Annotated in this window: 18 protein-coding genes and 2 pseudogenes; 15 read left to right on the forward strand and 5 right to left on the reverse strand. The window is 47.1% G+C overall.

What is annotated here, in order from left to right; all coding sequences use genetic code 11:
- Window positions 1-138: 138 nt before the first annotated feature.
- The 4 genes from HW447_RS08010 to HW447_RS08025 all read right to left on the reverse strand — a co-directional run bounded on the left by HW447_RS08010 (window position 139) and on the right by HW447_RS08025 (window position 3,677).
- Entirely contained in the window at window positions 139-1,485 is a 1,347-nt protein-coding gene (locus HW447_RS08010; protein WP_176254799.1) for a DNA cytosine methyltransferase, read from the reverse strand.
- A gap of 67 nt (window positions 1,486-1,552) precedes the next feature.
- Window positions 1,553-2,521, reverse strand: a complete 969-nt coding sequence (locus tag HW447_RS08015; protein ID WP_176254800.1) for a restriction endonuclease — start codon at window positions 2,519-2,521, stop codon at window positions 1,553-1,555.
- Between the two features lies 1 nt (window position 2,522).
- Window positions 2,523-3,443, reverse strand: a complete 921-nt coding sequence (locus HW447_RS08020) for a restriction endonuclease (protein WP_176254801.1) — start codon at window positions 3,441-3,443, stop codon at window positions 2,523-2,525.
- Between the two features lie 15 nt (window positions 3,444-3,458).
- The gene (locus HW447_RS08025; protein ID WP_176254802.1) at window positions 3,459-3,677 is read right to left on the reverse strand and encodes a helix-turn-helix domain-containing protein; all 219 of its coding nucleotides are present in this window, start codon (window positions 3,675-3,677) and stop codon (window positions 3,459-3,461) included.
- Between the two features lie 429 nt (window positions 3,678-4,106).
- Here HW447_RS08025 and HW447_RS08030 point away from each other — a divergent pair, with 429 nt between their 5' ends.
- From HW447_RS08030 to HW447_RS08040, 3 genes and pseudogenes are all read left to right on the forward strand, one after another.
- Window positions 4,107-4,439, forward strand: coding sequence for a transposase (locus tag HW447_RS08030; RefSeq protein WP_176254803.1), 333 nt, complete (start codon window positions 4,107-4,109; stop codon window positions 4,437-4,439).
- A pseudogene (locus HW447_RS08035) lies at window positions 4,436-5,344 on the forward strand (IS3 family transposase). Before HW447_RS08030 ends, HW447_RS08035 begins: the two are co-directional and overlap by 4 nt.
- Window positions 5,345-5,484: 140 nt before the next feature.
- A pseudogene (locus HW447_RS08040) lies at window positions 5,485-6,722 on the forward strand (IS256 family transposase).
- A gap of 291 nt (window positions 6,723-7,013) precedes the next feature.
- Here the strand turns inward: HW447_RS08040 and HW447_RS08045 are convergent.
- Entirely contained in the window at window positions 7,014-8,192 is a 1,179-nt protein-coding gene (locus tag HW447_RS08045) for a hypothetical protein (protein ID WP_176254804.1), read from the reverse strand.
- A 408-nt stretch (window positions 8,193-8,600) separates the two neighbouring features.
- On the opposite strand from HW447_RS08045, the gene HW447_RS08050 reads away from it, so the two are divergent.
- From HW447_RS08050 to HW447_RS08105, 12 genes are all read left to right on the forward strand, one after another.
- On the forward strand, window positions 8,601-9,143 hold the full coding sequence (locus HW447_RS08050; RefSeq protein WP_176254805.1) for an HD domain-containing protein: 543 nt from the start codon (window positions 8,601-8,603) through the stop codon (window positions 9,141-9,143).
- Between the two features lie 24 nt (window positions 9,144-9,167).
- Window positions 9,168-10,517 carry a polysaccharide deacetylase family protein gene (locus tag HW447_RS08055; protein WP_176254806.1) on the forward strand — a complete coding sequence of 450 codons (1,350 nt, stop codon included), beginning with the start codon at window positions 9,168-9,170 and terminating at the stop codon, window positions 10,515-10,517.
- A gap of 298 nt (window positions 10,518-10,815) precedes the next feature.
- On the forward strand, window positions 10,816-11,835 hold the full coding sequence (locus HW447_RS08060) for a hypothetical protein (RefSeq protein ID WP_176254807.1): 1,020 nt from the start codon (window positions 10,816-10,818) through the stop codon (window positions 11,833-11,835).
- A gap of 123 nt (window positions 11,836-11,958) precedes the next feature.
- Window positions 11,959-12,795, forward strand: coding sequence for a hypothetical protein (locus HW447_RS08065; RefSeq protein ID WP_176254808.1), 837 nt, complete (start codon window positions 11,959-11,961; stop codon window positions 12,793-12,795).
- A 236-nt stretch (window positions 12,796-13,031) separates the two neighbouring features.
- Window positions 13,032-15,623 carry an ATP-dependent chaperone ClpB gene (clpB, locus tag HW447_RS08070; RefSeq protein WP_176254809.1) on the forward strand — a complete coding sequence of 864 codons (2,592 nt, stop codon included), beginning with the start codon at window positions 13,032-13,034 and terminating at the stop codon, window positions 15,621-15,623.
- 280 nt (window positions 15,624-15,903) lie between these two features.
- Window positions 15,904-16,083: a DUF4250 domain-containing protein gene (locus tag HW447_RS08075; RefSeq protein WP_176254810.1), complete on the forward strand. Its 180-nt coding sequence runs from the start codon at window positions 15,904-15,906 to the stop codon at window positions 16,081-16,083.
- A 152-nt stretch (window positions 16,084-16,235) separates the two neighbouring features.
- On the forward strand, window positions 16,236-17,426 hold the full coding sequence (locus HW447_RS08080) for a type II secretion system F family protein (protein WP_176254811.1): 1,191 nt from the start codon (window positions 16,236-16,238) through the stop codon (window positions 17,424-17,426).
- 47 nt (window positions 17,427-17,473) lie between these two features.
- Window positions 17,474-18,997 (forward strand): hypothetical protein, encoded by a 1,524-nt coding sequence (locus tag HW447_RS08085; RefSeq protein WP_176254812.1) that lies wholly within the window; start codon window positions 17,474-17,476, stop codon window positions 18,995-18,997.
- On the forward strand, window positions 18,984-19,520 hold the full coding sequence (locus HW447_RS08090) for a hypothetical protein (protein WP_176254813.1): 537 nt from the start codon (window positions 18,984-18,986) through the stop codon (window positions 19,518-19,520). The genes HW447_RS08085 and HW447_RS08090 overlap by 14 nt, the downstream gene beginning before the upstream one ends.
- Complete coding sequence (locus HW447_RS08095; RefSeq protein WP_176254814.1) at window positions 19,507-19,845, forward strand: type IV pilus modification PilV family protein; 339 nt, start codon at window positions 19,507-19,509, stop codon at window positions 19,843-19,845. Before HW447_RS08090 ends, HW447_RS08095 begins: the two co-directional genes overlap by 14 nt.
- A 65-nt stretch (window positions 19,846-19,910) precedes the next feature.
- A complete protein-coding gene (locus HW447_RS08100; RefSeq protein WP_176254815.1) occupies window positions 19,911-20,438 on the forward strand; it encodes a PulJ/GspJ family protein in 528 nt (175 codons plus the stop codon).
- Window positions 20,435-21,040 (forward strand): hypothetical protein, encoded by a 606-nt coding sequence (locus tag HW447_RS08105; protein ID WP_176254816.1) that lies wholly within the window; start codon window positions 20,435-20,437, stop codon window positions 21,038-21,040. The genes HW447_RS08100 and HW447_RS08105 overlap by 4 nt, the downstream gene beginning before the upstream one ends.
- Window positions 21,041-21,044: the final 4 nt, after the last annotated feature.

Here is a 21,044-nt window from a genome sequence, read left to right on the forward strand (position 1 = left end):
CTGTCATTTCAACTCTGTGAACCGGTTTCTTTTGTCTTGCCATAGTAAAAAGCCCTCCTAATGATATTTATTTTATCATAGAAGGACCTTATCGTAGTTAATTTTACAGAAAAAGTTTCACATTCTCTTAATTGATTGTTATATATTATCTTGTTCAGGCTCACTAAATCTACCTCTTTTTTGTACTCTTGAACGCTTTTCAATTTCCTCAGGAGACATCTGTGCTGAAATTGATAATAAAACTTCTTCCAATCTTGCATTAATTTTTAAGTTTCTCTCTTGTTTTCTTCTAATTATCCCGTAGCAACCTACTGGTGATATATATATATCTTCCGGTGCATCAGGTGAAACAATTGATCTCATATCAGAGAATTTGCTTTCTTCTGGAACTGTTGTACAATTCAAAGTCAACTCTGAATTAACTTCTATAATATCCTTTCCAAAGTCAATATAAAATCCTTCATTTGGAATGTCTGTACGTCTTTTGGCTAACAAAAGATTCCCATTTCCTAATTTAAATTCATCTTTTTCATATGCCAATAATCTTTTTCCAATCCACTCAACAACTGGAACTGCCCAAGAATTTCCTGTTGCCTGATATCTATTTGTTTTTCTCGCACCTTTCAAATCAGTATATTTATCTGGGAATCCCATCAATCTTTCTGTTTCTAGTGCTGATAATCTTCTTATTCTATCGTCTTGAACCACAAACAATGACCCATTATAAGCGGCAGCATTTCCATTCCATTTTGTTCCATAAGCTGAGTATAAACAATCCGTATATTCTCTAAAGACCTCAAATTTATGACCGTCTTTCTCAAAAACAAGAGGAGCTGAGGGATACTCTTCCAAAGTATGTTCATGCTTCTCGAACAATATATTTTCTGGGTAAAAATCCTTTCCACCTGCCATTACATATAATCTTTTTCTTTGTTGTGGTAATCCAAAGAATTTTGCATCTAAAACTCTCCAGGCAACATTTCTTTTTGGTCCGTGTACAATTCCTGCATTTGGCCATTTTTTTCCTTCTATAACATCGCTAAATCCTGCTAAAGAAGAGATTAAACACCCAAAAGCATTAGTTTTATCTTTAAGAACCCCTTCAACATTCTCCCAAAAAAGAACTGTTCTGTCTTTCCCATTTTCGAGTCTAACTTTATCATTAGCCTCAATTATATCAACAAATTTAAGAGTCAAGTTTCCTCGGTCATCATTTAATCCATTTTGCCAACCGGCTAATGAAAATGCTTGGCAAGGTGTTCCTCCACAAATCATGTCCGGTGCAGTTATTTCTTTCTTTTGTATTTTATCTGGAATTTCACTCATATCCCCTAAATTAGGTGTGTTGGGATATTTCTTCTCCAACACTCTTGATGGAAAGTCTGCAATTTCAGAAAACCAATCAAACATTAATCCTAAAGGCTCCCATGCGACTGACGCAGCTTCTATTCCAGAGCAAATACTTCCAACATTTTTTATAAACATTGTATTACTCTTTTTCAATTGTAGTATATCGTATGTTAGCTAATATATACTCATATATCAAGTACTATTATCCTTTATTTAATTCTTTATTTATGCTATCTCTCCACAATGCAAAATCATACCAACAACAACCTTTGCAACCGTTTTCTGCAATTTTACCTTGTGGTTCTCCCACCCAATCTTCTGAACCTTCGTAGTAATACTTTATCCCGAACGGATAAGGCCTTTTACCAGTAAGTCGGCATTTTCTACAAACTTCTCTTTTTTCTTCGTTATGCTGATTTGTCATAAGCTGAAATTTCTCTCGAATGTCATCCTCCGACATATCATCTGGATTATGTCCGATAGTATCTTGATCCCAACGAATCTCCGGAAATTTGTGATCTGGCAATAAATGTGCATTTCTTTTATTGTCACATACATCAACCCCGCCTAATACTTGAATAATTCGTTTTCTTAAACAGTCACTCCACTGTTCATATCCATTACCTACCCCATTTCTTTCTATAGGCAACATCATCAAATGTGTTCTATTTCTATTACAAGCCTCACAACGGTACTTTGTTTTTGTAGCAAGGGTATACCCAAAATCTTTTATCTGTTGTATTCTTCTTTGTGGATTACCATTATCTGGACTTAAACAATGACAACACATCCATTTACCTGTGTTATCTAATAGCCCATCAAAAAAACGTTTTGTTTCTCCTGCATTACTGTGTTCGGCATTCCACCACTCATGATTTTCTTGCACCCAAGTTTTTAATTCCTCTGTTGTTTTAGGAATGCATTCCGAAACCCTATTCAAGTAGTCATACAAGCGATTTCTCTTAAGACGGTTTTCTTCCAAATCAATAGCATTCTTACCAGGATATTCTAAGAACAAACCATTTCTTCTATATACAATAGGAATAAATAAAATCCATGTTGCATCATCAAATGGAAACAGAACCTCAATATATTCTTCAGCAGCTTTGGAATGACCAATTGATTCTTCAGAAATAATTCTTATTCCATCATTTAAATTTGTATCTGGCATATTATTCCTCTTCCTGTAATTTATTTATTACTTTCTTTCGCCATGTTTCAATATCATACCAAGGGCATCCTATGCAACCTTTTTCTGCCTCTTTTCCCTTTTTAGGAATATTTTCATCCCATTCAGGACCGCCTTCATAAAAATATGGAATACCAAAAATAGTTCCTCTTTTTCCTGTCTGAAAACAATTTCTACATACTTCTCGTTTTTGCTGATTTCTTTGATTACTTAAAAGCTGAAATTTTGCCTTGATTTCCATATCAGTCATAGTGTCCGGATTCTCTGCTTTTGTATCATCGTCCCAACGAATTTCAGAAAATTTATGATCCGGTAAACAATGTGTTGCTGAAGTGTCTTCATATACATCCACACCACCAAGAACTTTAATTATTCTCTTTCTTAAAGCAGGAGACCATGTTTCATACCCATTTCCAGCTAATTCTACTCTTTTAATAGGTAGTAATTGCAAGTTTGTGCTTCTCGAATTACCACAAACAGGACATTTATAATTCACATGGGTTGCAATAGTATATCCCATCTCCTTTAAATCCTGAATTCTTCTAGCAAAGTTTGGATTAGATATATCACAATTTCTGCAATGCCATTTTCCATCATTCAAAACATAAAAAATGTCTTTTGTCTCAACAGAACGAGAAGAGCTCCACAACTTATCCTGCTCCTTTTTCCACTCAGGATAATTCACAGGATTAATCTGTTCATATACACTATTTAAATGATTCTCTAATGCCTCTGTATCTCCATCAACAATTGCTACACCAGTTCTTCTATACTGAACAGGTACCCAACCATCCCATTTTGTATTGCTGTCAGGATATGAAAAAATAACATGAACATATTCTTCCGAAGCCTTTGTATTAACAGTTCTTCCGCTAAATAATTTAATATTCTTATTTAATGCCATAATCGTTCCTCCTCGTTATTTCTCATCTTCTGAATTTTTTACAGTCTCTAAAATATCTTCAATTTGGCAATCCAACGCATCACATATTTTTAGTAAAACATCAGTGGTAATATTCTCACCCTTACCAAGTTTTGCTATTGATGCAGAGCTTATCCCTGCTACTTCTTTAAGCTGTTGTTTACTCATATCACGGTCAATTAACAATTTCCACAGTTTCTTATATGTAATCTGCATTGTATACTTCCACCTTTACTTATTTGCAATTCCTCATAAAAATGTACATTTTATTCTATCATATTTATATAACATTGTATATAAAAGAAAATATTTTTTCTGTAATTGTGAATATCGTCTTTCTCTTTTGAGTCTTTTTTATGCAAAAACAAATAAAAGCACTCTCTAATTGAGTGCTTTCATATTCATATACTTTTTATCTTAACTAACACAGATATGATTACTCTCTATGTCATCAAAGCAATGTGTTATTATTTCTCCATCCGGAACAAGATTATTTTTTAAGTAATCTAACAATGGTAAGTCATCTAGATAATAATACATATATGGAATATTAAATCTTGGAACATCCTGATGTGGTATAAAAAAGTAGACAGCTTGTTCTCAAGGATCTCATAATAAAATCAAGAGAACAAGGAGGTATTCAAAGTGGCACGTAAATATGACCAGGAATACAAAGTACAAGCAGTAAAACTTGCCAAAGAAATCGGTGGTGCTAAGGCTGCGAAAGAATTAGGAATCCCTGAAGGAACCATCCACACATGGTTAAAAGCCGTAAGAAACGGTAAACTGGATATCGGGGAAGGTTCCCATACCCCTGCCAGTGCAATGAGTCTTTCAGAAGAAATTACCATGCTGCGTAAGCGGGTTAAGGATCAGGACAAAGAAATCCGACGTCTGAAGGAGGAAAACGAATTTTTGGAGGAAGCCAGCGCTTTTTTCGCCGCCAGCCGTCGGAAGTCAGCAAAAACCAGAGAATGATGTTTCTGGCATTGAAAACAGAAGACGGCAGGATTACCGGAAAAATTTCATTTTATTGCCGGATGCTTGGTATCAGCCGACAAGGCTTCTATAAATATCTTGTGGACAAAGACCGTCCATGGAGATATCAGGAGCTGACGGATGCTATGAAAGAAATCATCAGCGAGGATGAATGTAACGATACTTATGGACGGAGCCGTATGTATCAGGCACTGCTGCTGAAACAGCCAGAGGGAGTCCGTATTCCCAGTGAGCGGACCGTATACCGGGTTATGAACCGGATGGGTCTGAGCCATCGACCAAAGAGAAAGCCGAATGGGATCACAAAAGCAGATCGGGAATCCATGAAATCGGAGGATCTGCTGAAACGGGATTTCCATGCAAATGCCCCATTGGAAAAATGTATTACAGACATCACGGAGATCCCGGCGTCCAATGGAAAACTGTATGTATCTGCGATTTTCGACTGCTTTGATCTTAGCGTCCTTGGACTGGCAATGGAAACAAATATGAAAGCAGATCTGTGTGTCCATACACTGGAAAATGCTTTGACTGCTTATCCCGCACTGGAAGGTGCAGTCATCCACAGTGACCGTGGAACGCAGTATACCAGCGAGACCTACCGTCAGGCCATCCGGGAGAACCACATCCATCAAAGCATGAACAGTGCCGGATGACGCTGCCATGATAATGCACGGTGTGAAAGTATGTGGGCTAGAATGAAGACGGAGCTTCTCTATGACCGCTATGACATAAAGCAGATGACAGTAGAGGATTTAAAGGTGCTCATCTGGAGATACTTCCTCAGTTACTGGAATAACCGGAGGATCTGCTCAGCCAATGGCGGCCTTCCTCCTATGATAAAACGCAGGCAGTATTATGAGGCTTTGGAGATGGCGGCATAGTCAGTGATATCCTTGAGGAAAATGCAAACTAATATTGACAATATCAGTTTGCATTTTAGGATTCTATGAAAGTTTTTCTGTAAATAAAGACTTAGAAGGTCTTCTATGATAAAATAATAAATCATAGGAGGCCTTTTATTATGGAAAGGGAAAACAAACCCGTACATAAAGTACAAATGACGAAAGGAAAAGGAAATATCATCCAAATGTTCCAGCGGGAGTATGACATTGAGTCTGCCCAGGACATCCAGGATGCGCTCAAAGACCTGCTGGGCGTACCATCAAGGAAATGATGGAAGCTGAAATGGATGAACACTTAGGTTACTCCAAATCAGAACGCTCTGACAGCGATGACTATCGCAATGGCTATAAACCTAAGAGGGTCAACAGGCAGCTACGGTAGCATGGAGATCCAGGTGCCACAAGACCGCAAATCCACCTTTGAACCTCAAGTGGTTAAAAAGCGCCAAAAGGACATTTCTGATATTGATCAGAAGATTATCTCCATGTATGCAAAAGGGATGACCACCCGCCAGATATCAGATACCTTAGAGGATATCTATGGCTTTGAAGCTTCAGAAGGCTTTATTTCTGATGTGACAGATAAACTCATGCCTCAGATCGAAGACTGGCAGAACAGGCCGCTTGCAGAGGTTTATCCAGTCCTCTATATAGATGCGATTCACTATTCCGTTCGGGACAACGGAGTCATTCGGAAACTAGCAGCTTATGTTATCTTAGGCATCAACCAGGATGGCCAGAAAGAAGTCCTGACGATCCAGGTAGGAGAAAATGAAAGTTCAAAATACTGGCTGTCTGTCTTAAACGGACTGAAAAACAGAGGAGTAAAGGATATCCTCATCATTTGTGCCGATGGACTTAGCGGTATCAAGGAAGCCATTTAAGCAGCTTTTCCAAAGACAGAGTATCAGCGCCGCATCGTCCATCAGGTACGCAATACCCTAAAATATGTGGCAGACAAAGACCGCAAGCCATTTGCGACAGATTTAAAGACCATTTATCAGGCTCCTACGGAAGAAAGTGCTCTGGAAGCCTTAGAGCGTGTCACAGAAAAATGGAGTGAGAAGTATCCGAACTCCATGAAAAGCTGGAGGCAAAACTGGGACGCTATTTCTCCTATCTTCAAGTTTTCAGCCGAGGTACGCAAAGTCATTTATACCATCAATGCCATTGAGAGTCTGAATGCCACTTACCGGAAGCTGAACCGCCAGAGGACTGTATTCCCAAGCGATACTGCATTGCTGAAAGCCCTGTATCTATCCACCTTTGAGGCCACGAAAAAGTGGACGATGCCGATCCGTAACTGGGGGCAGGTTTATGGGTGAGCATCATGTACGAGGGACGGCTACCAGAATAACCCATAAGGTTCCTGTAAGACAGGCGGACTTTCCGCCTGCCCTTGACATACACTGATAGTGCTGTTATATATAAAGTGAGGGCTGAAAACTCCGGAACGAGCCTTCAGCCCCAATCATTATCATAGAAGATCTTAATTACAGACTTTTCTTCACACACTCTTTTGAGGTTGGCACGCCCTGTATTTCAGCGCTGTAAAATACAGTTGAATATGAGAAAACCACACGAAAAGATCAGGCAGTCAGCCTCCCGCAAAGGAGACTGGCTGCCTTGTTCCTATCATCTCATATACTTAGTTCAACGGCTCAATCACAGGAGCAGTCTCGGCTGCTGTGGTTGACTGTGCGGCTTTGGAGGTCTCAGAGGCTTTTGTAGAATCTGCCGCCTTTGTGGATTCTGTACTGTTTGAGGCCTTAGTGGATTTGGCTGCTTCTGTGCTCTCGGCAGCTTTAGTGGACTTGGTCGACTCAGCAGCTTTGGTGGATTTTGCAGCCTCTGTACTTTTGGAGGCCTTAGTGGATTTTGTTGTCTCTGTACTCTTAGAGGCTTTGGTGGATTTTGCAGCCTCGGTGGATTTGGAAGCTTTGGTGGATTTATCCGCTTCCGTACTCTTAGAGGTTTTAGAGGACTTTGTCGTTTCCGTACTCTTGGAATCCTTATCCGTCTTAGAGGAAGAGGAAGTGCTGTCTTTTTCATCCTCTTTCTCAGTGCTGCTGCCATTGGTTCCGTTGGTGCCGTCTTCCGGAAAGTCGCTGCTGCGGCCGTTGGTGTCGATGCCGGAACTGTTCAGGGAAAACTCAGCCTGATTTGCGTTGCCTGCCATGTCCTCCAGATAGACTGTGAGAGAACCTTTTTCCAATTCAAAGGTTATGCGGCCGGTTTCCTTGTCATAACTGAGCGGGGTGATCTTTTTGCCGGAATCGTCGGTAGCATAAACGGAATCATAATTGATGCCGGATACGTTGTCCTCTGCCATCAGCTCCAGTTTTCCGTCCTCCATGACGACGCTGTCCTCATCGATGGAGGGCGCAGTATCATCCAGTACGGCAATGTGTTCATTGTGCTGGGCGGGCATACCATTCCAGCTTTCAGCGTAAACCTCCAGTGCACCGTTGTTGGTCAGAGTTGCGTGATAAACGCCGTTTTCCTTCTGAAATTCAATGTCCTGAGATTCCAGAGTGGTGGTGAGCTTGCGGATAGGGAGCAGAGATTTTACCTTGAAGGAGACATCTACGGTTTTGTAATCGGAGGTGTCGCCTATGGTCATCTCGATTCTGGGGGAAGAAGTCACCAGAAAATATAAAATAACGTTAAAGACAATAAAGGGCAGTATGTAGCATAAAAAATTGTGAAGGAAACGATTTTCATTTCCGGGACGGCCGCTGTTGCCGCGTTTTGGACTGCGCCGTGTACTGCCGGAGGCCGGCATACGGCCGCTGCGGGGCGCTGTATAGGATGAATGACGATCCATTGTCCTATCCTCCTTTAAAATTCCTGTAACAATTCAGGAAAGAGCGTTCTTTTAACCGGGAAAGCGGTTGGAACACGGTACAACCGTGCGTTCTCCTGGCTGCTGATAGTAAGACCCGTTTATGGTAGGGACAGATTTCTTATGACCCTTGATCTGCGCTGCCTTGAATGGTTACGGTTTTATGAAAAATACCACTATAGCATAGCAGAAATCCTCCTTACTTACAAGGAAAAAATAGTCTTGTAAGAGTGTTGTAAGAAACGGGCGCAAAAAGGGGATGAAAACGGTGGCGGGATGTGATATGATGAAGATGATACACACATCTTTCCGAAATGGCTCAGGAAACAAAAGAAGGCCGGGAGAAGATGCAATGATCCCCAGGGATCCCATGAGAAAAGGGGCAGGAATATGATAGAGGAAGCAGCATCATTTGCAGCAAAGGCGCATCAGGGAGTATTCAGGAAAGGGACAGAGATTCCGTATATTACGCATCCTATGGAGACAGCTGTTATTGTTTCCGGTTTTACAGATGATCCGGAAATGATTGCCGCGGCTCTTCTGCATGATGTGATCGAGGATGCGGGAGTGACGAAGGAGGAACTGGAGGCGCGTTTTGGCCCCAGAGTGGCGCAGCTGGTGGCAAATGAGTCGGAGGACAAAACAAAGAGCTGGCAGGAGAGAAAAAGCGCTACGATCCGTCATCTGAAATGTGCCTCACGGGAGGTAAAGATTCTGGCCCTTGGGGACAAACTCAGCAATATGCGGTGTACCTCCAAGGATTATCTGGTACTGGGGGATGCGATCTGGCAGCGGTTTAATGAAAAGGACAAGGCGAAACATTCCTGGTATTACTGGGGGATCGCGGATGCCTTAGAGGAACTTCAGGAACATCTGTATTATAAAGAATATATTATGCTCTGCCGGACGGTGTTTGGCAGAAAGCGAGGGTAATTTATAATTAAGGAGAATGATAGAATGGGCTGTTTTAGAAAGAAAGGCAGGTTTCTGGCAGCTGTGGCAGCGGCGGGAATCCTGCTGGGAATACAGGCAGTGACTGCGTATGCGGGAACAACGGGGATTGGATCTGCAAAGACAGAGACGGGCGGTCCCGGCGCAGGGGAGATGAGCCCGGAATCCGTGGATCAGAAGTCGGACGGGCAGACGGGAATGGATGCATCTGCAAGTCAGTCCGGTGCCGCAGAAGGCGGAGATCATGGACAGCAGTCCGGCAGTTCTGCGGGAACGGATTCATCCGCCCCCCTTCAGGTCAACTACAGCGCCTGTATCCCTGGACGCGGCTGGAGTGCCGTGACGGCAGATAATGAGGCCCTTAGGGCCAATGCCGGCGGCTGGGTTACGGCTATGCGGGCTAATTTGATCAATATTCCTGCAGACGCTCAGGTAGGAATCCGCTATCAGGTCAATTTAAGCGGCTCTGGATGGCTGGATCCGGCAGAGGATGGAGCGGAGACGGGAAATGCTTCCGCCGAAGCCCCTCTGGAGGCTATACGCATGGAGCTTTACGGTTCTTCAGCCTCATCGTATGACCTGTACTACACCGTTTATCAGAATGGTTCCTGGACTTCCTGGGCCATGAACGGGGAAACGGCCGGTACAGAGGGAGAAGGCCTGCGGGTAGACGGGATCTGCGCATCCATTACGGCAAAGGGAGCGCAAGCGCCTGCGGCGCCTTGGGTGACTGCCGCAGTGGATCCTTCCAGGCCCATGATCGCGCTTACCTTTGATGATGGCCCCAGGACAGCGGTCACCAGCCGTATTCTTGACAGTCTGCAGCAGAATGGCGGACGCGCCACGTTTTTTATGGTGGGCTCCAATGTGGAGGCAAATGCCGGAGTGGTTCGCCGAATGACAGAGCAGGGCTGTGAGGTAGCGAACCACACGTATAATCACAGGTATATCACGAAGATCGGGGCAGACGGCATCCGCAGTCAGGTCGGCTCCACCAATCAGAAAATTGCATCCGTCTGCGGCGTCTCTCCGGTGCTGATGCGTCCTCCGGGCGGTTATGTGGATGCGGCTTCCCTTTCTGTGTTAGGCTCAATGGGAATGCCGGCGATCATGTGGTCCATTGATACAAGAGACTGGCAGCACCGCAACACGCAAAAGACCATTGACATTGTGCTGGGCCAGGTGAAGGACGGCGACATTATCCTGATGCACGATATTTATGAGCCCACGGCCGCTGCTGCGGAGGTGCTGATTCCAGAACTTACAGCACGAGGGTATCAGCTGGTAACGGTCAGCGAGCTGGCTTCCTATCGTGGAGGGATCCAGCCGGGGCACAAATACAGCCAATTTCGCTGAAAAACTTGCAATTTTTAAAAGGGACATTTATAATATGCTTACCGGGCGGAATTCCATCCGCCCGGATTTTTTTCTAAGGGCTTCAGGGGTTCACACATCCGATAAATTCATTTCTTAATATTTCAAGGGCTCCCACACCAGGATTTATATTGAAAATGAAAAAATCATGCGGCTGTTTATGACAGCGGGAAAACAGGTGCAAAATCATTGTACATTGGCAGTTGAATAGGGGAAAGCTGTATCATTTTGCAGATATCAGGCTTACTGCAGGCTAAAAGGAAAGAAATGGGGGAATACAATGAAGGAAAAAAGAGGAATACGGCGGTTTCTGAGGCTGGCAGGCATGGCGGCTGTATTGACGGCAGGTATGGCGGGGGCAAAGCCGGATAAGGTCCAGGCAGAGCAGATGGTGCCTGAAATGTCTGTCCTGTCGGCGGAAGGGAATGGGCTGGATTCAAATACAGGGGCAGCCGGAAAAGTCATTTTAAAGCAAAGTCTGAAAGAAGAGGAACTGGCAGCCTTAAAGCAGCCGGAATTGTCCTATACAGACGAGAATGGAACGGAGTACCGTCTGGCAGACTGGGAGGTGCGGGAGGTACCGGGGCTTACAAAAAGCTGCACCCTGGAAAAGACGGCCCTGTATCAGGCGGTAGAAGGAGCGGAGACCTTGCCGCCTTACATAGACAGCCGTGAGAATGAGGACGGAACACAGCTGTCAGGCCGTTTATATATGAAGGAAAGCCGGATCCTGAAAGAAGAGTGGAGGGATGATTTTAGGGTTCCCGTGACATTTTACTCCTATGGGGCAGATGCCTACGAACTGGGAGAAATCACAGTTTCCGGGGAAAATGCCCTGGCATCGGTTCTTGAGGAACAGGAGCGGCTTTTAGGGGAAATGGGACTGTCGCCGGAGGACTACCGTATTACGTCTATAGACTGGGATGGAGAGAGCTTTATGGATGAGGAGGGACAGGTCTGCCGTCTTGCGTTGGCGGGCGGGGAGAGACGCCTGCGGGATTATGAGGCAGTATACAGCGGTCAGGTACAGGCAGAGGAACCCGTTTCTTATGAGGTTTCTGCCATTTATGAGACGGCGCGGGAATCAGCAGGAGAGGACACAGTGCCGGATATACAAGAGGAAACAGGAGAGAACGAAAGGCCCTCTCCCCTGCCGGATCGATATTCAAGGTGGGTTCAGACCGGTGTGGTGATCACGATTGCAGCAGGTTTTTTCGGCCTGATTTTGGGAATTTTTCTCCTGGCCATGTCCAGGAGAAGGAGAAGAAAAGAAAGGGAGGAGGAGTTTGAGTACAGCTGAATTTTAATTATATTTTCATAGATTTTAAAGAAAAATTCAAAAAAAAGACATAGTAAAAACACAGGTTACGTAGTAAGATTAACGTACATACAGAGATGTACGGAGAGAGGAGATGTTATATTTATGAAAAAAAGATATCTTATGATTGCAGTGATGACAGTGGCTCTGGGAATGACAGCCTGCTCATCTAAGAAAACAGAGACAACAGCAGCTCCCACTACGACAGAGGCCCAGACAACCCAGGAAGAAGCGACTCCTGAGGATGCAGTAGAGGCGTCTGAGAGTTTTTATGGTTTCGTAAAGGCGGTAGAGGGGCAGACAGTGACCGTTGCTGATGATACCGGCGCTACGGCCAAATTTGATGTATCTGCGGCGGCAGTTACAGGAGCAGATGCCATCGGCGAAGGCGACGAGGTAGATGTCTACTATACCGGAGAGCTGGGCGATACGGCTGCAAAGGCAGTGGAGGTGGATATTATCACATCCGCGGCTGACATTGCAAAAGAGGAGGCTGCTCAGACGGATGATCTGACAATTACAGGAACCATTGAGAGCACAGAGGATGGAAGCCTGACCTTAAAGACAGAAGACGGATCCTATAAGCTGAATACGCTCATTGCCCAGAAGGTCACAAAGGACGGCATCAAGGCAGGAACCGAGGCAGACATTACTTACTATGGAGATCTGGAGGACGAGGAAACTCCGGCAGTAGCTACAAAGATCGTTACCGCTGATGCAAGAGATACCGCAGAGGCCAAGATCAAGACGCTTACAGGCACGGTAGCTCAGGTGGAGAGCAATTACATTGTTCTGGATACGGCGGATCCTGACAACACATTTTTCTCTTTTGTAGGGAAAGACGGTATGTTTGACGGCGTGAAAACCGGCGATAAGGTTACGGTTATCTATGAGGGAACTCTGACAGCTAAGACGATCACAGCAACAGGGCTTCAGAAATAATAACTCTGTCCGTCCAGAGACAGGAAGATAAGCTGCCCTGAATCTTTATAAAATATAGTAAAGGTACGCCTGTCAGCCAGGATTTCTTTGGCTGGCAGGCGTTTTTTGATAGACAAAAAAGAATCTGCAAAAAAATTAGCACTCGACACTTGACACTGCTAACAACGTGTGTTATAGTACGGCTATAACAAAAACACAGACACACGATTCCGCAGATAAAGAAAGGGGAATGGCGTATGAATATCAATAAATTTACACAGAAATCAATGGAAGCAGTGCAGAACTGTGAGAAGCTGGCTTACGAGTATGGCAACCAGCAGATCGATCAGCCCCATCTGCTGTACAGCCTTCTGACCCTGGAGGACAGCCTGATTATGAAGCTGATTACAAAAATGGGCATCCAGGGAGAACTCTTTAAAAATGAAGCAAAGCAGGCCCTTGAAAAGCTTACGAAGGTAAGCGGAGGGGGTCAGCTTTATATCAGCAATGACCTGAATAAGGTACTGATCAATGCCGAGGATGAGGCTAAGGCCATGGGCGATGAGTATGTGTCCGTAGAGCATTTGTTTCTGGCGCTGTTAAAGCAGCCGGGCCGGGAGATGAAGGAGCTGTTTAAGACTTACGGTATTACAAGAGAACGGTTCCTTCAGGCCCTGTCCACCGTTCGAGGCAATCAGAGGGTGGTAAGCGACAACCCGGAAGCCACCTACGACACACTGGAAAAATATGGTTATGATCTGGTGGAACGGGCCAGGAACCAGAAGCTGGATCCGGTGATTGGCCGTGACAGTGAGATCCGGAACGTAGTCCGTATCCTGTCCCGTAAAACGAAAAACAATCCGGTGCTTATTGGTGAACCTGGCGTCGGAAAGACCGCCGTTGTGGAGGGACTGGCTCAGAGGATCGTCCGGGGTGATGTGCCGGAGGGATTAAAGGATAAGAAGCTGTTTGCACTGGATATGGGTTCTCTGGTAGCAGGCGCCAAGTACAGGGGGGAGTTTGAGGAACGCTTAAAAGCGGTTCTGGAAGAGGTAAAAAAGAGTGAGGGCCAGATCATTCTCTTTATCGATGAGCTTCATACCATTGTAGGCGCAGGAAAGACAGAAGGGGCCATGGATGCAGGAAATATGTTAAAGCCCATGCTGGCAAGAGGCGAGCTTCACTGTATCGGCGCTACGACCTTAAACGAGTACCGCCAGTATATTGAAAAGGACGCGGCTCTGGAGCGCCGGTTCCAGCCGGTTATGGTGGCAGAGCCTACGGTGGAGGACACCATTTCCATTTTACGGGGGCTTAAGGAGCGGTATGAGGTGTACCATGGCGTGAAGATCACAGACTCTGCTCTGGTAAGCGCAGCCATGCTTTCCGACCGCTATATTTCCGACCGTTTCCTGCCTGATAAGGCCATTGACCTGGTAGATGAGGCCTGCGCCATGATTAAGACGGAGATGGACAGTATGCCGGCAGAGCTGGATGAGCTGTCCAGGAAAATCATGCAGATGGAGATAGAGGAGGCGGCTCTTAAGAAGGAGACAGACCGCTTAAGTCAGGATCGTCTGCAGGATCTGCAGCGGGAGCTGGCGGAGCTTCACGATGAATTTACAGCCAAAAAGGCTCAGTGGGAGAATGAGAAATCCAGTGTAGACCGTCTCTCGGCCCTCAGAGAGGAAATCGAGGCGGTAAACCGCCAGATCCAGGATGCGAAACAGAAATACGATCTGAATAAAGCGGCTGAACTGCAGTACGGTAAGCTGCCGCAGCTTCAGAAGGAACTGGAGGCAGAGGAGGAAAAGGTCAGGAGCGAGGATCTGAGCCTGGTTCGTGAGAGTGTGACGGAGGATGAGATCGCAAGAATCATTTCCCGATGGACCGGAATCCCGGTGGCAAAGCTGACGGAAAGCGAGAGAAGCAAGACACTCCATCTGGATGAAGTGCTTCACAGGAGGGTGGTAGGACAGGACGAAGGCGTTGAGAAGGTGACGGAGGCGATTATCCGCTCCAAGGCCGGTATCAAGGATCCTACAAAGCCCATTGGTTCCTTCCTGTTCTTAGGGCCCACAGGCGTAGGCAAAACAGAGCTTGCCAAGGCGCTGGCGGAGTCATTGTTTGATGATGAGTCGAATATGGTGCGTATTGATATGAGCGAGTACATGGAGAAGCATTCTGTGGCCCGTCTCATCGGAGCGCCTCCCGGCTATGTGGGCTATGACGAGGGAGGCCAGCTGACGGAGGCAGTGCGCAGAAAGCCTTACAGCGTAGTGCTGTTTGATGAGGTGGAAAAGGCCCACCCGGATGTATTTAACGTGCTGCTTCAGGTGCTGGATGACGGCCGGATTACGGATTCTCAGGGGCGGACGGTAGATTTCAAAAATACTATAATCATTCTGACCTCCAATATCGGTTCTCAGTATCTGTTAGAGGGCATCGATGAAACGGGCAGTATCCGTCCAGAGGCGGAAAGCGCCGTGATGAATGACCTGCGGGCACATTTCAGGCCGGAATTTTTGAATCGTCTGGACGAGATCATCCTCTTTAAACCCCTGACGCGGGAAAATATCGGCAGCATAGTGAAACTGTGCGTGGAGGATCTGAATAGGCGGCTGGCTGACCGGGAACTGAAGCTGGAGCTGACAGACGCTGCTGGGAAGTTCATCACGGAACACGGCTATGACCCCATATATGGTGCTCGGCCGTTAAAGAGGTATCTGCAGAAGCACGTAGAGACTCTGGCTGCCAGACTGATTCTGGGAGACGGACTGCGGGAAGGTTCTGTGATTGTGGTGGATGTATCTGAGGATGGAAAGCGGCTGACCGCTTATGCAAAATAAAAGACGCAGCAGGATATATGGGATGATATGTTTTCAGTAATAGACAGAAAATTTCGCTTTTAGAAATATAATTGCAAAAACTGAAAGCCCCGACTGGCAGATTCACATAAAAATTGGTACAAATAGGAAAAATATATTGAAAAGGCTATTTTTCGGTGATATAATCGAAACGGCTGAGCGTTTCAGGCAGGCTTTGACTGACTGAAAGAACGGATATTTGCCAGATGCGGATCAGGACGGTTTTCGAGCCGCAGAGGGCGGGAAAGGCAGGAAACAAAAGGTGAGTACGATTCCCAGGGATCCTATGATCCTGTTGAGTTATGTAAATACACAGCTTCGCGACCGTTACAGTTCTTTAGAAGAGATGTGCAGGGAGCTGGAGCTGGAGCAGGCATCGATTGAGCATACGCTGGCGGAGGCAGGATTTGCCTATGACCCGGAGAGAAACTGTTTCCGGTGACGGATTGCCAGGCAGCGGCTGAAGAGTTGATTAGATGTAGGCTTTGGCCGGTCTTTTCTGATCTGTTGGGATCAGAAAAGACCGGCTTTTGCATGGCTGAATCGTTATATTTTGTGAAATAACATGGAGAAAATGGGGGAAGAATCAGAGGAATGCCGCGTTACAGATATACAGCGAAAGGTATGAACGGCAGAGTCTGCAAAGGCAGCATGGAGGCATCAGACCCGGCAGATCTGACAGAGCGTTTAAAACAGAGGGAGCTTTACTGTTTCCGGTGGAGGGAAATAGAGGAGTCCCGTTCCAGCGGTCTGTCTCCTCTCAAAATCAGAATGCTCCCTCCCCTGTGCCGGCAGTTCAGTTCCATGATGGCGGCGGGAGTGCCTTTGGGGGATATTCTGACGGTGAGCATTCGGGCGGAGGGAGACAAAGGGATGAAGAAGGTGCTTCTGCGGATCCGCAAGGCGGTTTATGAAGGCAGCACGCTGTCTGAAGCCATGGAGGCAACGGAAGGGATTTTTCCTAACCTTCTTGTATACATGATACAAACCGGTGAGGCCAGTGGCCGTCTGGATGAGATACTGGACCGTCTGGCAGCCTATTACAGCCGTGAGGAAGAACTGGCGGGAAAGGTTCGGGCCGCTATGACGTATCCGCTGATTCTTCTGTTCGTTACCATATGCTGTTCCATTTTTCTTCTGACAGCGGTCCTTCCCCAGTTTGCCGCCATGCTGCAGGGAGCCAGGCTGCCGGTGCTTACCCGGTTTATGCTGGGAGCGGGTGAGCAGCTGCGGCTTCATGGCGGTCTGTATGCTGCGGCAATGCTTATACTTATTCTCTTTATTCTTAGCGCATCTGCGGTTACCGGTGTGCGCCTGCGGATCGGACGGGCGCTGCTTCATATTCCGTTTGCAGGCAAACTGCTTAAAATTATATACACATCCCGGTTTGCGTCATCCTTCTCCGTGCTGTATGGAAGCGGAACCGGAATCCTTGAGGCTCTGGATATAGCGGGCCGCGTGATTGGAAATGAACATATTCGGCTGGAAATCAGGGAAGCCTGTTTTTGTATGGAACAGGGACAGAGTCTGTCAAAGGCCCTTGGCAGGCTGGAGATGTTTCCGCCGGTGTTTTTATCCATGACAGCAGCTGCGGAGGAGTCCGGTGATCTGGAACGGATCATGGAACAGACAGGCAGGTACTATGAGAAGGAGGCAGAACGGGCCATGAATCAGATGATTGCCCTTCTGGAACCGGCTATGATACTGGTAATGGCGGGGATGGTGGGAAGCATTGTGCTGGCTGTGATGCTGCCGATGTTTCAGATGTATTCCTCGATACTGTAGAAACAAATGTTTGACGAATGAGCTTTTGACAGCTGGGTGGATCAGGAATGAAATATTATCTCTATTTGACAGAACGCCGTCTGTTCTGCTTTGAAATAGAATGCGGGGCAGGCCTTTTGAGGGAAAGAAGGGAGCGCTTTCACCTGCTCTGCGTAAAGGCCTATGAAAATGGAGACAGCCTGGAAAAGGCGTTTAAGGAAACGGCCTGTCTTTGCGGACTGGAGGGACAAAGCGCCGTGCTGGCTCTGGAACCTTTGGCAGGGGCCCGGTCTATGAGACTTCCGCCGTCGGGAAAGAAAACGGCGGTTCGGATGGCAAAGGCACAGATGCTTCGCGCAGCTGCATATGAAAGAAAATGTGAAAAGGATTTCACGGATCCTTTTGATCGGGTTATGACGGTTCAGCTGCTTACCGGTTCTGTGAGAGAGGAGGGGATACTTGCCGCTTTTGGGAAAATGCCGGTTAAAGCGATGGTATATACGGCAGATCGGAACGTATTAAAGGATACGCTGCGAATGGCCAGACAGGCGGGAATCCGTCTGAAGGCGGCGGTGCCGGGGCCGGATTTTCTGGCTCATGTGTATGAGGCGGAGAGATGGAGACGGGTAGAAGATAGAATCCGGCTGGGGAAGGAGGCCGGTTTTATTGTTATATGCCCGGAGAAGGACGGCATACGGGTATGCGGGATCTGGAAAGGAAAATGCGCCGCATGGATCCGGTCGGAGCTGAAACCGGAGGTCTTTTTGAGGCTGGGAGGCACAGAGCTTTTATATGAGGAGCTTGGGGATCTGGCCTGTCAGGCCAGAGAAGAGATGGAAACGCTGGACGGCAGATTTGCACCAGCCGGTATTTTTCTTACTGCCGGGTGTCTGGAGGATGCAAAGGGGGCGGCTGAGGCGGTGGAAGCAGCCGCAAAGCTCCCATGCATATGTTTGGAAAAGCCAGGGATATCAGGGATAAGACATACCCGTTGGCTGTCGTTTCCCATATCGGCCGGATGGGGGAAACGCCAAACAGAAGAGGAGGCATCGTTGGCTTTAAGGGAAATGGATGTGGATTCTCTTGGCGCGTATGAGAGGAACCGGGGAAAATGGATTAAACTGCGCAGCGGGGGAAATGTGGGCGTGTTTTTACTGGCGGTCAGTCTGGCGCTGTTTATAGGACTTGGGAGCTTCTTTCAGGGAAAGCTGGAGAACGAACAGAAACGGCTGACGGAGGTTTCTGAACAGCTGGATCGGGAGGACAGGCAGGGGGAGGAGGAGCAGCTGGAAACGCTTAAGGATGAGCTGGAGGCGGTTCAGCCCCCATCCTTTCTGGGAATATTAGATTCTGTTCTGGAGCCGGGGCTGGAGATCCGGCAGGTGGAATGGGATGGGGAAGAAGGCCTGCTGACCATTGCGCTGAGGGCTGTCCGCGCGGGCCAGATCCCCATGTATGGGAACCGCGTGCAGGAAGCGCTCCCGTTTTTGCATATTACGGGAAGCAAGTGGGAAAAGTCCGGGGATGAAACCGTTTTCCTGGGAGTGATTACGGCCAGCGCTGGAAAGGAGGAGGCGGTTGAAACTGAGTAAGAGAGAACGGGCGCTGTTGTGGACGGTATTTCTGATGGCATTGTGGCTGATGTTTTACCGGTTTTATATGGAACCGATTCTGATACAGCTGGATGGCTGTGAGGAGGAGATTCGTGAAATACAAAGCCGGATGGAACGTATCAGCAGCAGAAAGAGCGGGGAACAGGAGGCGCTGTCCCCAGAGGAAGCAGGACAGGGCCAACTGTTTTATCGAAACCTGACGGCCGGGGATATGGACCGGATTCTCCGGGAACTGGCCGTGGCTTCTCAGATAGAGCTTTTAAGTTTTGAAACCGGAGAAACATCGCCTATGGGAACCGCTGGATTTTACCAGACGCCGGTAAAGCTGGAATTTCGCTGTGCCGGCCTGAACCAGTGGAGTGATTTGGCAGAACGGATCGGCAGCCGGGGTCTCGGGCTGCAGGTAAAAGAAGTGAGTCTCTGGGAAGAGGAAACAAAGGATGGGGCCGCAGGCGGCAGGAAGGGGACAATGACGGTGATGTTTTGCCATGAAAATGAATAAGGATCCGATACGGGGCCGGGAGGGCTTTTCACTGATAGAGGCCGTGTTGAGCGCGGCTCTGATCCTTCTTGGGGCCACTGCATTTCTCACCATGGCTGCCGCAAACGGAAAACTGCTTTTACAGAGCGGCCGGATTGCCAAAGACAGCTACGGATGGGAGGCTGCGGCAGCCGACGGAGAGGGAGAGAAAACAGGGGAAACCATGGAGGTTATATTCCAAAAAGACGGGGAAGAGGCTGTGGAGGTATTCGATCAGTATCGGATGCCGCAGGATGAGCAATCAGCGGGAGAGGGGGTACCGTTTTTCCGTTACAGAGAACCGTAGAGGAGAGCGCAGAATCGCAAAAACACGAAGGAAGCAGGAGCGCCTGGGGCGCAAGGAGAAATGGGATGTCCAAAAGATACGGCGCGAGGGGTAAGGGCATGGAAAGGGACACGGCTTACAGGGATAAATGGGGTTATACGCTTATAGAGCTTGTAACGGCTCTTTCTGTCAGCGTGATGATAGGAACATTCCTGGCCGGATTTCTGTTTCAGCAGGCAAGTCTCTACCGCCGGCAGAGCGCTGCAGCCCAGGCTTTGAGCCTGGGCGGATTGATCTATGTACAACTGGAGGAGCAGCTGCGCTATGGGGAGCACTTTTACCCAGACCCTCAGGATCCGGGAAGGCTCTTTTATGCGGTAAGGCGGGAGAATTCGGGAACAAAGGACGCAAAAGTGTGGAAAAGTCTTGGCGCTGGGGAGCTTTTTGTGGATATCCCCCAGGGCTTTGAGACAAAAATAGACTTTAGCGGAACAACAGATAAGAGGGCAGAGGCTGAGATGACGATTTTATTTCAGGGAGACATAGTTTACACCCAGAAATATACCATCTGTTCTCTTTTGGGTGATATAGGGGAGAGTTTGGAGGATGAATGAAACAGGCATACCAGAAGAAGGGCAGGACAGAGTTGTGTGATGTACGGGAAATAAAACACAGCATGGGAGACCGACGCTGCGGGGGCAGCTCCATGGTATATGTGATCCTTATGATTACGCTTATGGTCACGCTTTCCTGCGGGTATATGGTTATTTCCCACCGCAGTCTTCAGTCGGCGCTTCGGACCAGGAAATACCTGAAAGCCAGTCTGAATGCAAAGTCCATGCACCGGGGATTCTGCGAAGCCGTCAGCCGCGGTGACAGTCCTTCCATGAATCTGATATGGGATGAATTTGACGCAGACTGCCTGGAACTGCGGGAAACCTATGAAGAAGAGATGGAAATGGCGCAGGACAGAGAGGGCGATTCCAGGAAACAGACGGATTGGGAGGAATACCTGAAAGAATACCTTGGAGATAAGGAGTATGTGATAGAAGGATATGGGGAGGACGTTTCAAACAGACTTAAGGTTCATATCACGGTTCGGGCAAAGCCTATGCATGAGCGGGCCTTTGTGGAAACGGCTGTTACAGAGGACGGATATCAGATGTCCCTTGAGAGTGAGATCCGTTTCGACGGGGCTTTGGACAGCGGGGATTAACCAA

This window comes from Enterocloster alcoholdehydrogenati (assembly GCF_013282095.1).
Taxonomy (GTDB): domain Bacteria; phylum Bacillota; class Clostridia; order Lachnospirales; family Lachnospiraceae; genus Enterocloster; species Enterocloster alcoholdehydrogenati.